11 protein-coding genes are annotated in these 12,628 nt (G+C 72.1%); 6 read left to right on the top strand and 5 right to left on the bottom strand.

What is annotated here, in order from left to right; translation table 11 throughout:
- Positions 1–65 precede the first annotated feature (65 nt).
- Positions 66–218 (top strand): hypothetical protein, encoded by a 153-nt coding sequence (locus ABZZ74_RS11645; protein WP_174267325.1) that lies wholly within the window; start codon positions 66–68, stop codon positions 216–218.
- Positions 219–221: 3 nt separating this feature from the next.
- The gene (locus ABZZ74_RS11640) at positions 222–1,463 is read left to right on the top strand and encodes a helix-turn-helix domain-containing protein (RefSeq protein WP_356763587.1); all 1,242 of its coding nucleotides are present in this window, start codon (positions 222–224) and stop codon (positions 1,461–1,463) included.
- Positions 1,464–1,473: 10 nt separating this feature from the next.
- Here the strand turns inward: ABZZ74_RS11640 and ABZZ74_RS11635 are convergent, their stop codons facing one another.
- Positions 1,474–2,535 (bottom strand): NAD-dependent epimerase/dehydratase family protein, encoded by a 1,062-nt coding sequence (locus ABZZ74_RS11635; RefSeq protein ID WP_356763585.1) that lies wholly within the window; start codon positions 2,533–2,535, stop codon positions 1,474–1,476.
- 147 nt (positions 2,536–2,682) lie between these two features.
- On the opposite strand from ABZZ74_RS11635, the gene ABZZ74_RS11630 reads away from it, so the two are divergent.
- Together ABZZ74_RS11630 and ABZZ74_RS11625 are read left to right on the top strand one after the other, a co-directional pair.
- Positions 2,683–3,456 (top strand): IclR family transcriptional regulator, encoded by a 774-nt coding sequence (locus tag ABZZ74_RS11630; protein WP_208782252.1) that lies wholly within the window; start codon positions 2,683–2,685, stop codon positions 3,454–3,456.
- Positions 3,453–4,304 (top strand): SMP-30/gluconolactonase/LRE family protein, encoded by an 852-nt coding sequence (locus tag ABZZ74_RS11625; protein ID WP_356763583.1) that lies wholly within the window; start codon positions 3,453–3,455, stop codon positions 4,302–4,304. The genes ABZZ74_RS11630 and ABZZ74_RS11625 overlap by 4 nt, the downstream gene beginning before the upstream one ends.
- Positions 4,305–4,317: 13 nt before the next feature.
- Here ABZZ74_RS11625 and ABZZ74_RS11620 read toward each other — a convergent pair whose 3' ends face one another.
- Both ABZZ74_RS11620 and ABZZ74_RS11615 read right to left on the bottom strand, forming a co-directional pair.
- Positions 4,318–5,550 (bottom strand): DUF6545 domain-containing protein, encoded by a 1,233-nt coding sequence (locus ABZZ74_RS11620; RefSeq protein ID WP_356763581.1) that lies wholly within the window; start codon positions 5,548–5,550, stop codon positions 4,318–4,320.
- Positions 5,547–6,140 (bottom strand): toxin-antitoxin system, toxin component family protein, encoded by a 594-nt coding sequence (locus ABZZ74_RS11615; protein ID WP_356763579.1) that lies wholly within the window; start codon positions 6,138–6,140, stop codon positions 5,547–5,549. Before ABZZ74_RS11615 ends, ABZZ74_RS11620 begins: the two co-directional genes overlap by 4 nt.
- 190 nt (positions 6,141–6,330) lie before the next feature.
- Here ABZZ74_RS11615 and ABZZ74_RS11610 point away from each other — a divergent pair, with 190 nt between their 5' ends.
- Positions 6,331–7,851, top strand: a complete 1,521-nt coding sequence (locus ABZZ74_RS11610) for an alpha-N-arabinofuranosidase (protein WP_356763577.1) — start codon at positions 6,331–6,333, stop codon at positions 7,849–7,851.
- Positions 7,852–7,857: 6 nt separating this feature from the next.
- Here ABZZ74_RS11610 and ABZZ74_RS11605 read toward each other — a convergent pair whose 3' ends face one another.
- Positions 7,858–8,997, bottom strand: a complete 1,140-nt coding sequence (locus ABZZ74_RS11605) for a hypothetical protein (RefSeq protein WP_356763575.1) — start codon at positions 8,995–8,997, stop codon at positions 7,858–7,860.
- A 42-nt stretch (positions 8,998–9,039) separates the two neighbouring features.
- Positions 9,040–11,973 (bottom strand): beta-galactosidase, encoded by a 2,934-nt coding sequence (locus tag ABZZ74_RS11600; protein WP_356763573.1) that lies wholly within the window; start codon positions 11,971–11,973, stop codon positions 9,040–9,042.
- Between the two features lie 77 nt (positions 11,974–12,050).
- On the opposite strand from ABZZ74_RS11600, the gene ABZZ74_RS11595 reads away from it, so the two are divergent.
- Positions 12,051–12,509 carry an Rrf2 family transcriptional regulator gene (locus tag ABZZ74_RS11595; RefSeq protein WP_356763571.1) on the top strand — a complete coding sequence of 153 codons (459 nt, stop codon included), beginning with the start codon at positions 12,051–12,053 and terminating at the stop codon, positions 12,507–12,509.
- Positions 12,510–12,628 lie beyond the last annotated feature (119 nt).

The raw sequence follows: 12,628 nt of genomic DNA, 5'->3' as shown, positions 1-12,628 counted from the left end.
GCCGACAGGCAGGGGTGGGACCACCGGGTGGGGACGACCTTTCGGACAGAGAGGCTGACCCTGCGATGTCCAGACTGCTCGCCGCCGCGCTGACCGTCGTGGCCGCCGCGGCCCTCGCCGTGGGCGCCGCCCTCGGCATCGTCGCCCTGCTCGACGCCACGCCCGACCAGCCCAACACCCCTTTGATCACCTACGAGCAAGCCGGGCAAGGGAGTTGACCGGTGGGGCCGGCCCGCTCACCCGCCACCACCACCCGCTCGGCCTGGCACGATGTCCCCCGCCTCCAGGTCCGCCGGTTCGCCGCCATCGCCATGGCGGAGGCACCCGCACTCGCCGAGGAGATCCTGCGCGAGATCCGCCGCGAGTACCCGCATCTGCCTGTCGTCCTGGACGAGTCGGGCGAGCCGATGGCCCTGGTCGGCATCCGCCGCGCCATCGAGGTCTTCGTCCAGCACCTGGAGACCTCGGAGGGCCGCCCGACGGTCCCACCGGGCGTCTTCCAGGAGTTCGGCAGGGGCGAGGGCCTGCACGGGCGCAGCCTCGACTCGCTGCAGGCGATCTACCGCATGGGCGTACGCCTGGCCTGGCGCCGTTTCGCCGAGATCGGCCAGCGCGTCGAGATCCCGCCGCCCGCGATGTACGAACTGGTCGACGCGGGCTACGAGTATCTCGACGGCCTGGTCGACCAGTCGGTGCGCGGTTACGCGGAGGCGGCGGCCAGACAGGCCGGGGAACGGCTGCGTCTCCAACGCCGCCTGATGGAACTGCTGTTGGCCGAGCACCATCGGGGAGACACGGCCGACGCGCTGACCGAGCGCGCCGCTCGCGTCGGCTGGCCCCTGCCCCGCAAGGTCGCCGTCGGCGTCCTGCTCCGCCCGGCCCGGGAGGCGGTCGCGCCCGCCGTCGGGCAGGGGGTGCTGCTCGACATGGAGTACGAGCAGCCCCGTATGGTCGTGCCCGAACCGGACGCGGCCGGCCGCTCCGAGCTTCTGCACCGCGCGCTGACCGGCTGGTCCGGGGCGATCGGCCCGCCCGTCCCGCTGGCCGACGCGGCGAAGTCACTGCGGTGGGCCGAGGCGGCCGTACGGCTGATGGAACGGCGGCTGCTGCCGGCCGGGGACGTTCTGTACTGCACGGAACACACCGAGGCCCTGGTGCTTCTGCAGCCCGAGGAACTGATCGACGATCTGGCGCTGCGCTGCCTGGCCCCCCTGGCCCACTGCGGTCCCACCCACGGCCGCCGGCTGGCGGAGACGTTACTGGCGTGGCTGGAGACGCGGGGCGGGGCGCCGGAGGTGGCGGCCCGCCTCGGCGTCCATCCACAGACGGTGCGCTACCGCCTGCGGCAGATCCGCGAGTTGTGGGGCGACGAGATCGACGACCCGGACCGCCGCTTCGAACTGGAACTGGTGTTGAGGGCGCAGAGGTTGAGGGGGGTGCTGGGGGAGACGGGACGGCGGTAGCCGCCGCCCCCTACCGCTGCCGGCGCCACGCCTCGTAGTGGTCCAGCACGGTCTCCTCGATCGGCCGGTAGCTGATCCCCAACTCCTCGACGCTGCGGCTGTTGTCGACCCGGAACCTGATGCCGAGGTGCTTGCGGATGTAGTCCTGGGTCAGCCCGAAGGCGGGACCGAGGACGCGAACGGGCCAGTGCGGCAAGCGGGTTCGGGGCAGCCGCAGGTCCTTCGGATACCGCCCCCGGATGATCCGGGCCATGTCGTGGAAGGAGGTCATCTCCTCGGCGGCGACGATGTACCGGCCGTGCGCCTGTGCCACCTCGGCCGCGGCGATGTGCGCGTCCGCCACGTCCCGTACATCGGCCGTGGTGAAGCTGAAGTCGGGGGCGCCGTAGAAGAAGTACCCCTTGAACAGCTCCTCCAGGAGGAAGAGGCTGCCGGACTCGGAGGCGGGGGTGAGCGAGGGCCCGAGCACCAGCCCCGGGTTGACGGCGACCATGCGCCACCGGTCCTGCCGCTTCTCGGCCTCCCAAGCGGCCTGCTCCGCAACGGTCTTGGCGTAGTGATACGGGTTGTTCTCCACGGTGCTGGTGGTGTTGATGTACCCCTCCCTCAACACCCGCCCCTCCATCTCCAGCACGTCCGCGTAGTCCCCGAAGATCGCACCGACGGTGGAGGTGAACACCAGCCGCCGCACACTCGGCGTCCGCTCCACGCTCCCGACGACGTTCCGCGTGCCGCTCAGCGCGGGCTCGACCATGTCCCGCTGCCCGTCCTTGATCTTCTCCGGCATGAAGAAGGGCGAGGCCACATGGAACACGACCTCGCACCCCTTCATGGGCTCGTCGAAGTCCCCCTCGACCAGCAGATCGGCCTCGAACAGCTCGAGCCGCCCGGGATGATCGTCCTGCATGGCCCGCAGCGGCGCGACCTTGGCGGCGTTGCCGACGCTGCGAACGGTGGCCCGGACGCGATACCCACGCTCCAACAGCCGCCGCACCAGATGACTCCCGACAAACCCACTGCCACCAGTCACCAGCACGGGCCCGTCTCCCGACCCCTCACTCAGCTCGCTCACCGGTACAGGTTCGGGCATGGACCGGCCAAACGGAAGCGCAGAACCATTGCCCGGGCAAACGCGCATCGTTAGCCTGTGTTCGTCATGCCGATCGTCTGTTGAAATTTCGAACGCAGACGCCCAGATAATCAAGGGAGGGGGCCGGTTGTGGGACGCCTGGTGCCTGCCGTGACCCGAGCTCTCGACATTCTCGAGCTCTTCCTCGACGGGGACGGGACGCTCTCCGCCCCCGACATCGTGCGCAAGCTGCAGCTGCCGCGCACCACCGTGCACGAGCTGGTCACCACGCTCGCCGCCCGGTCGTACATCGTCCAGGTCCCGGGGCAGCCCGGACGCTACCGGCTCGGCGTACGGCCGTACCAGCTCGGCAGCCGTTACGCCGAGCAGCTGGACCTCGCCGCCGAGGGGCAGCAGGTCGCCCGGTCCGTCGCCGAGACCTGTGACGAGACCGTGCACGTGGCGATCCTCGAGGGCACCGACGTCATCTACATCGCCAAGGTGGACTCCACGCACGCGGTGCGCATGGTGTCCGCCGCCGGCCGCCGGCTGCCCGCCCACTGCACGTCCGTCGGGAAGATGCTGCTGGCCTCCCTTCCGGAGCAGGAACTCTCCGCGCGCATCCCGGACGACGCCAGGCTTGTCGCGATGACTCCCAACAGCATCACCGACCCGGCCGCCCTGCGCGAGACCCTCGCCCAGATCCGGCAGCGCGGCCTCGCGGTGGAGAACCGGGAGTCCAACCCGGACGTCAGCTGCGTGGCGGCACCTGTGAAGGACCGTGCGGGGCAGGTCGTCGCCGCGCTGTCCATCTCCGTCCCCATGATCCGCTGGAGCGACGAGCGCCGCGCCGAGCTGGAGCAACTGGCCGCCAAGGGCGCCGCCGAACTGTCGGAGCGGCTCGGGCACCGGAGTGTCGTATGACGTACGGGTACGAGGTCGCGGTCCGGGCCGAGGCCGAGCTGGGGGAGGGGCCCACCTGGGACGCGCAGGGCGGGCGGCTGATCTGGGTCGACATTCTCGGCAGTCGCGTGCACACCTATGAACCCGGGTCCGGGCGGCGCACGGTCCGTGTCACCGAGCAGCACGTCGGCGCCGCCAAGCCGCGCGCCGGCGGTGGGCTCGTGCTGAACCTTCGGGACGGGGTGGGGCTGGTCGACCCGGACGGGGCCTTCCGCTGGCTGCACCACGAACCCGTCCCGGGCCGCCGCGGCAACGACGCCGCCGTCGCGCCCGACGGCTCGCTGTGGGCCGGCACCATGCGCTACGACGAGGCACCGGGGGGCGGCACGCTGGCCCGTTTCACCGGCGAGGGGGCCGTGGGGACCGTCCTCGACGACGTCGCCGTCAGCAACGGCACCGGGTGGAGCCCCGACGGGCGGCTCATGTATTACATCGACTCGCCGACCCGTCGTATCGACGTCTTCGACCACGACGGTGAGGGGCGGGTCGGCAACCGGCGCCCGCTCGCCGGGATCGAGGACGGCGCCGGCTTCCCGGACGGGCTGACGGTGGACGCGGACGGCTGCGTGTGGGTCGCGCTGTGGGACGGAGCAGCGGTACGGCGCTACACGCCCGCCGGTGATCTGGACCGCGTCATCGAGCTGCCGACCCCGCGCCCCACGGCCTGCGCCTTCGGCGGCCCCGACCTGACCGACCTCTACATCACCACGGCCCGCACCGGCCTGACCGCCCCGCTCCCGCTCTCCGGCTCCCTGCTGGTGGTACCGGGCGCAGGCAAGGGCCTCCCTCAACCGGCCTTCGCGGGCTGACCGACAGTCGCCCTCACCTCCGCGCCGCCTCCCGCTCCCCCACCCCCGCCCGTACCGCCAGCAGTTCCTGCGGGTGTCGGAGGGCGTGGGAGATGGGGCCGATCTCGCGGAGGAGGTCCGTCGGGTCGGGGGCGGGGGTGTGGGAAGGGGGCGCCGGGTGGTCGCGGCCGGCGATCGCGTCCTGGATGGCCAGGGCAGCGGCCAGCGCCCTCGCCCGGTCCGGATCGTGGCCCAGGGCGCGTGCCGCCTCGTACATCCGTTGCCGGCGGTCCCCGTCGATGTGGCGGGCCAGCGGGAGCAGGACGTCGCGGATGAACGTCTCGCGGCGGATCAGCCGCAGCTCCGGTGTCGCACGGAGGAGGAAGGTGACTCCGGTGCCGTTGACCGTGCGCATCAGCAGGTACAGCGGGCGCAGACGGTGGTGGGCGAGGCGGACGCGCCAGCGGTCGTGGAGGTACTGGCCCGCATGCGGGAGGATGAAGCCGACCGCTATGAGGAGCGCGGAGAGACAGGCGAGCGGCGGTGCCACGGCCGTACTCAGCCAGTCCAGGCGATGTCCGCTCAAGCGGGCGATCACCGCGGGCAACTTGACGGCGTAGAAGGAGAGTTGGGTCGCGTACCCGGCGCCGAGGAACTGCAGCCCCCAGCGCAGCCACGCGTCCAGCCCGTCCGTGCGCACCCAGTTCCAGATCAGCGCCGAGGTGATCACGGTGGCCAGCGCCTGCGCGGAGAGGTAGAGCAGGATCATCTCGCGCATGTACGGCGTGTTGGCGTAGTACGTGTCGAGGTCCCGCAGCCGCTCCACCGGCGCGTCCGCGAGCGCGAACAGCACCCACAGCGCGGCGATCACCGTGAACGTGCCCGCGATCACCCAGCGCACCGCCCGTACCGTCGCCGCGGAGCGGTCCGCCAGCCCGTTGCGCCAGGCGATGATCAACAGCAGACAGGAACCGCAGAACGCGGTCAGCAGCGAGTACACCCATGGCGCCGAGATGTTCGGCACGCCCGTGACCCGGTTGACCCGGGCGATCGTCGACGGCGCCACGAACACGAACACCGCGCAGGCCAGCAGCAGTACACCGCCGACCGCGCGGAGCAGCGGGTCGCCCCACAGCCGGACGATCGTCGGCAGCTTGATCGCCAGCGCGGCCGTCAGGACGCCCGCCGGGATCCACCAGAAGGACGGGTAGAACTCGTTGACGAAACCCGCCGGGGAGAAGGCCAGTTGGGGGAGGGCGGCGCTCACCGCGTCGTCCTACCGCGCCCCCGGTAGCCCAGCGACCGGTGCACGGGGTCCAGCGGGGCGTCGGCGACCGGCCCGGACAGGAAGGGCCGGAACGCCGCCGCGAGCCGGTGCCCGAAGTCGTCGGCCTCCGCCTCGTCGGCCGCCCGGGAGCCGTCGCGCGCCGCCACCGACAGCGCCGTGTCGGACCAGTCGCGCCGCCCCGCCAGGGCCGTACCGGCGACGTGGTGATGGCTGTGCCCGGCGTGCAGATGCCAGAGCTCGTGGCCCAGTACGACCAGTTGCTGCACCGCCTCGGCCCGCTCCTCGACGATCACCAGGTCGAAGTCCTGGAACTCCACCCACAGCCCGGTGACTTCGAGCTCGTCGGGGAACCGCTCGAAGCGCAGCTCCAGCGGCCGCCCTCCGCGCCGCAGGCTCATCGCCTCGCACAGCGCCCGGCACAGCTCCGCCGCGTCGGCGGGCGGACGCGGCCGGGCCCGCACCGCCGCACGGAGCTCCGCGGTCAGCTCCCGCATCCCGGAGACCCGCCGCGAGCGTCGCAGCCCGGTGGCGAGCCGGGCCGCCTTCCTCCGCGCGCCCGCGATGTCCATGGCTCCCCCTCTCGCCGCCGCACAGCAGGCTGCCCGACACCACGCCGTCGTTCAACCCGGAACGACTCCCGTGGCTGGAAAGCCCTGTGCGAAGCATTGACCAGGAAGCGCTTCCTATCTACCGTCTCGTTCGGGGTTACGACCGAAAGCCGGTATGTCGAACGCATCGCCCTCGCTTGGAAAGGCTCCCATGAGCAAGAGCATCGCCCGCTTCACCCTCGACCCGGCCTTCACCGTCGGCGAGGTCGATCCCCGGCTCTTCGGCTCGTTCGTCGAACACCTCGGCCGCTGCGTCTACACCGGCGTCTTCGAACCGGACCACCCCACCGCCGACGACAAGGGGCTGCGCCAGGACGTCCTCGCGCTGGTCCGTGAGCTCGGGGTCACCGCCATCCGCTATCCCGGCGGCAACTTCGTCTCGGGCTACAAGTGGGAGGACTCCGTCGGCCCCGCGGCGGACCGCCCCCGCCGCCTCGACCTCGCCTGGCACTCCACCGAGACCAACCGTTTTGGCCTCTCCGAGTACATCGACTTCCTGCGCAAGGTCGGCCCCCAGGCCGAACCCATGATGGCGGTCAACCTCGGCACGCGGGGAGTCGCCGAGGCGCTCGAACTCCAGGAGTACGCCAACCACCCCGAGGGCACGGCCCTGTCGGACCTCCGTGTCTCCCACGGCGACAAGGACCCCTTCGGCATCCGGCTGTGGTGTCTGGGCAACGAGATGGACGGCCCCTGGCAGACCGGCCACAAGACCGCCGAGGAGTACGGCCGGATCGCCGCCGAGACGGCCCGCGCGATGCGCCAGATCGACCCGAAGGTCGAACTCGTCGCCTGCGGCTCCTCCAGCCAGTCCATGCCGACCTTCGCCGAGTGGGAGGCGACGGTCCTGAAGGAGACGTACGACCTCGTCGACTACGTCTCCCTGCACGCCTACTACTGGCCCGAGGACGGTGACGTCGACTCCTTCCTCGCCTCCGCCGTGGACATGGAGTCCTTCATCGACAACGTGGTCGTCACCGCCGACCACGTGGGCGCCCGGCTGAAGTCGAAGAAGAAGATCAACCTCTCCTTCGACGAGTGGAACGTCTGGTACCTGCCCGAGTGGGAGGAGCACGCCAAGACGTTCGAGCAGCACGACTGGCCCGAGGCCCCCCGTCTGCTGGAGGACAACTACAGCGTCCTGGACGCCGTCGTCTTCGGCTCGCTCCTCATCGCGCTGCTGCGGCACGCGGACCGCGTCACCGTCGCCTGCCTCGCCCAGCTCGTCAACGTCATCGCCCCGATCATGACCGAGCCCGGCGGCCCCGCCTGGCGGCAGACGACCTTCTTCCCCTTCGCCCAGGCCTCCCGGTACGGCCGGGGCCAGGTCCTCGACGTACGGGTGGACTCACCGACGTACGAGACGAAGAAGTACGGCGAGGCCGACCTGCTGCACGCCACCGCCGTGCGCGCCGAGGACGGCACCGTCACCGTCTTCGCCGTCAACCGCAGCCGGACCGAGGCACTGCCGCTCGAAGTCGCCCTCAACGGCCTGGACCTGACGTCCGTGGTCGAGCACAGCGTCCTGTCCGACGCCGACCCGGACGCGCGCAACACGCTCGCCGAGCCCGAGCGGGTCCTCCCGCACGGCGTCGAGGGCACCACGCTGGAGGGCGGCACCCTCGACGCCGTACTGGAACCGCTGTCGTGGAACGTGATCCGGCTGGCCTGACCGGCCCTACCGCTCGATGTGCACCTGCGCGGGCGGGTACGGGGACGAGGACGTCGTCCCGACGGACCAGTAGCCGCCCGTGCCGGGCACGGACGTGAGGGCCTCGGGCAGTACGGGCGTCGTGGCGGTCGGGCCGCGCTCGCTCACCCAACTCCCGCCGTCCCAGCGGAGGTAGTGCGCCCGTGTCTGGTCCCAGAAGTCCCAGCCGGCGATACGGTCCGGGCCGCCCTGTCCGTCGTCGACGATCCCGGTGAGCATGCCGACGGTGAACGGGGCGGTGACGGCCGTCCAGGCGGCGCCGTCCCAGTGCTTGAGGGTGACGCCCGGGGGCTTGCCGGGCGGGCCGCCGACCCCGTAGTCGTAGCCGGTGAGCCAGATGTCGTCGGCGGCGACCGGGAGCAGGCCGGTGACGGCGGGGCGCAGGCCGCCGGGCGCGGTCAGCTCGGTCCAGGCCGTGCCGTCCCAGCGGGCGACGAGGGCGCTGTCGTAGACCCAGACCTCGCCGGAGGCGGTGACGCGGACACCCGACGGGGTGGCGGTGGTCGCGCTCGGCGGGGGCGCGATCCAGGACCACGTGCCGTCGACGCCGTGCAGCAGTACCGAGCCGCCGCTGCCGCGGCCGCAGACCCACACGCCGCCGTCGGCGTCGACCGCGACACCGGTGAGCGTGGTGCCGGACGACGAGCGGCCCGGGAAGTCGGCCTCCCGCCAGGTGTTGCCGTCCCAGCGCAGGAGATGCGCGCCGGAGCCCACGGCCCAGGCCTGGCACGTCGTGCCGGCCACGGAGCGCAGCGCGCCACCGAAGCCCAGGTGGGCGAGGTCGAGCCTGGTCCAGCTCGTGCCGTCCCAGACGAGGGCGAGGGGCCTGCCCAGGATGCTGCCGTTGCGGCCCTCCTCGCCGACCGCCCAGGCGAGGTCGGGGCCGGCGGCCGCAACGCCGAGGAGCTGGGCGGCGGGCGTGCAGTCCGGGGCCGGCACGGCCTGCCAGTCATGGGGCGCCCCGGCGGTCGCCGAACGCGTACCGCCCGTCATGCCCGCGCCGGTCGAGCCCCCGCTGTCCCGGGTCGCCGCGCGCGCACTCGCCGGGGCCAGCCCGAGTCCGGCCCCGGCTCCCACTAAACCGCTGATGAAACGCCGTCTTCGCACGATGTTCCCCCTTCTCGGGTCATGCCCTGCCGGGCATTCCTGTCACACCTGCGCCACCGGCACCCCGCCCGCCGCCGCTCCCAGCAGCGTCAGCCGTACCTCGGACGGGCCGGACAGCGTGGTCCCGTCGGACAGTACGGCCAGCGCGAGGGTGTTGGAACCACGTGTGCGCAGAATCCCGTTCGGCAGGACGAAGGTGTGCTGCGGACCCACGTCGTTGATGTACTGGCCCATGTTCCAGCCGTTGAGGAAGATCTGGACGCGGTAGGCGCGGGCCGGGTCGTCGTCCAGGACCAGCCCGATCGAGGCGTCCGTCCCGGGGGCGACCGCGAGCCTGAAACCCGTCCGGTACCAGGTCACCCCCTGCCGGCGATCGGCCCGCGGCAAGGTCACCGCCTCCCAGCCGCCGTCGCCGAACCCCGGCAGATGCCACCCGTGCCGCTCCCCGTGCAGCCCGCCGTTGTTCTGCGGCCCGCGCACCGGATCGACCGGCCCCTCACCCTGCAGCCGCCAACTCACCGCGGGGGCGGCCCCCTCGAAGGTCACCGAGGTCAGTCCGCGGGCCGCCTTGTGCGTGTCCTGCGCCTTGCCGTCCTGGTCGTGCTGCATCCGCCGGACGAGGACGGACAGCACATGCGAGCCGCCCGTGCGCAGCCCCTCCGGTACGGCGAACTCCGCAGTGGCCGTCCAACTCCCTTGCCGGACACTGGTGTTGTCCGGCACCGGCATCCGGTGCGTGCCCAGCGCCCGCCCGTCCAGCCAGGCCATCAGCAGCCCCTGGGTGCCGGCGCCGTAGGCGAGCGACACGGACCGCGCGCCCCGGGCGTCCGTGAAGTGCCCGCGGTACCAGACGTCGCCGTAGTGGAAGCCGTAGTCGTCGGCGAAGAGGACGGGCTGTCCCTCCGGGACGGGTGTCGTGCTGTACGAGGACGTCTTCCGGGCGACCTGCCAGGCGGAGTCGTCGAAGCCGGCGGCGGACTCGGGATTCTCCGTCCTGCGCCGCCATCCGGTCAGCTCGGGCAGGGATACCGTCCCCGCACCGGGCAGCGACCGCGTTCCCCGGAGGCTGCCGGAGGACGTCGACCGCACCTCCAACTGCGCCCCGTTCCAGCTCACTTCACCGATCCCGCGCGGCCCCCACACCTCCAGCTCGGCCGCCCGGACGGTGTCCCCGGTCAGCCGTACCGCCTTCCCGCTCACCTCTGCCGTCCGCAGCAGCGCGGGGCCGTACACCAGCACCGGGCCGGACGGGGTGTCGTACGGGAACAGCCGCAGCGAGGTGTCGTCGTCGGCGAGGAGCAGCAGGAGCGGGGTGGAGGTGCCGCCGCCGGAGACCGACACCCGGGTCAGCCCGTCGAGTCGGGCCTCGATCCGGAGCAGACCGTCGGCGTACGTGTGGGTCGCGTCCCCGGCCGTCACGCGCACCGTGGGCCGCAGCGGGCAGTCCAGCGCGGTAACCGTGGTCTCGCCCGGCCGCCCGGTGAGCACGGCGATCTCCTGGCGGCCGGCGGTGAGGGTGAGCATGGGCTGGGCGTTGGAGTACCGCATCTTCCGCTGACCGAGCTGGATCCCGGCGGCGAGCAGCCGCGCGTCCCGCGCGGGGACGGTGACGGGGACGTCCGTGCCGGGGACGGTCGACGTGACCGGCTCCGTACCGTCGTTGCGCAGGACGTACACGTCGGCGCCGGTGTCCGGGTTGGCCAGGTGGTACGCCTTCAGCCCGGCCGCCGTGACGTTCGCCGCGCGGTCCAGCTTGGCGAAGTCGGGGACGTGGTGCAGCAGATGGCCGAGCTGGTGCATGGGGACGAGCTTGGCGGTGGGTTGCCGGCCCTCGTCGAAGGCGGCCCCGTAGTCGTAGGAGGTGTAGACGACCGGCGCGGGCAGCCAGCCCCAGGAGGTGCCGCCGAAGGTCATGTAGACGTTGTGCAGGGTGATGCCGTTGGCGAGGTTGGTGAGGTAGAAGCGCCGCTCGTACGCCGCGTCCCGCTGCCGCCGCGACTCCGCGTACCCCTTCCGGTCGAACCAGACCCCGCCCCACGGATCGAACCAGCCGCCGCCGAACTCCGGCATGAACCCGGGCGTCCGCGGACTCGCCGTCGCCCCGCCCTTCACTCCGCCGGTCCCGAAGTGCCCCCAGTCCGGCGGTACTTGGTCGGCGGGCGGGTACCCGTCGAAGCCGTACAGCCAACGCCCCCGCTCGCCGCCGGTGTCGAAGGAGCCGGGGATCCAGTATCCGTTGCGGCCCTTGTCGTTGTGGAAGAGCGGGACGTCGATGCCGTCCGCGCGCACCTTCTCGTAGAGGTGGGCCATGTAGGCACGGCCCGTCGCGTCCTGCGGGTGGGCGTCGTACTCGTTCTCGATCTGGTAGAGCAGGATCGTGCCGCCGCCGTCGGTGTAGAGGTGCCGGGCGGCGATGGCGTCGACGTGCGTCAGCCATTCGTCGACGTGGGAGAGATAGGTGGGGTCGGCCGTGCGCGCCGTGCCCTTCGTGGCGGTCAGCCAGCCGGGGAAGCCGCCGGCGTCGATCTCGGCGTTGATGTAGGGGCCGGGGCGGAGGATGACGTACAGGCCGGTCTCGGCGGCCGTGCGCAGGAACAGGTCGAGGTCGCGGACGCCGGTGAAGTCGTACCGGCCGGGGGCGGGGGAGTGGTAGTTCCACGACACGTAGACGCTGACCGCGTTGTAGCCGTGGGCGCGCATCTTCTGCAGGACGTCCCGCCACAGGGACGGGCTGGGCAGCCGGAAGGGGTGCATCTCGCCGGACCAGACGACCAGGCGGCGGCCGTCGACGATCAATGAGTAGTGGTCGAAGCCGACGGTGTGTTCCTCGCCGTCCGCCGCAGGCGGCGCGGGCGCGGGCCCCGTGGGTGTGGTCGGTGCGGCGTAGGCGCAGGTCGCGGCGGCGCTGCCGCCGAGGGTCAGGCCGAGCGCCGTGGTGCCGGCGAGCGCGGTGAAGGTACGTCTGCTGAGCCCCATCGGAGCCTCCCGTCGTGCCGTACGTCGGCGGGCGCGTGCGGGATCATTGTGTACGGGCGGACCGGCAGAATGGTCCTATGAGGATCTCGGCGCGGGCGGATTACGCGGTACGGGCGGTTCTTGAGCTGGCCGTGCGGCAGGACGGCGGTTCGGTGAAGGCGGAGGCCATCGCCGCCACGCAGGACATCCCGCACAAGTTCCTGGAGGGGATCCTCGGCGATCTGCGGCGCGCCGGCATCGTCGACAGCCGGCGCGGGGGCGGCGGCGGTTACCGGCTGGCGCGGGAGGCCGGGAAGATCACGGTCGCGGACGTGATCCGAGCGGTGGACGGGCCGATCGTCTCCGTGCGCGGGGAGCGGCCCACGGGCCTGGAGTACACCGGTTCGGCCCAGCCCCTGCTCCCGCTGTGGATCGCCCTGCGCGCCAATGTCCGCCGCATCCTGGAGGGCGTCACCATCGCCGACATCGCGGCGGACGCCCTGCCGGAACCGGTGCGCGCGCTGGCGGCGGAGCCGGCGGCCTGGGAGAACCCGTAGGGTCCTGCCGACCCGGCGGCTGTCCGGAGGCTGTGAAATCCCCTGCTGTGAATGGCCGGAGTTCGTCCTGTCCATGTCATGTTCGCGTCCCTACGATGCGGATCGCCTCCGGCCTTCAC

Source organism: Streptomyces sp. NPDC006476 (genome assembly GCF_040612015.1).
Classification (GTDB): domain Bacteria; phylum Actinomycetota; class Actinomycetes; order Streptomycetales; family Streptomycetaceae; genus Streptomyces; species Streptomyces griseorubiginosus_B.
This window is presented reverse-complemented; position numbering and strand designations above follow the sequence as displayed.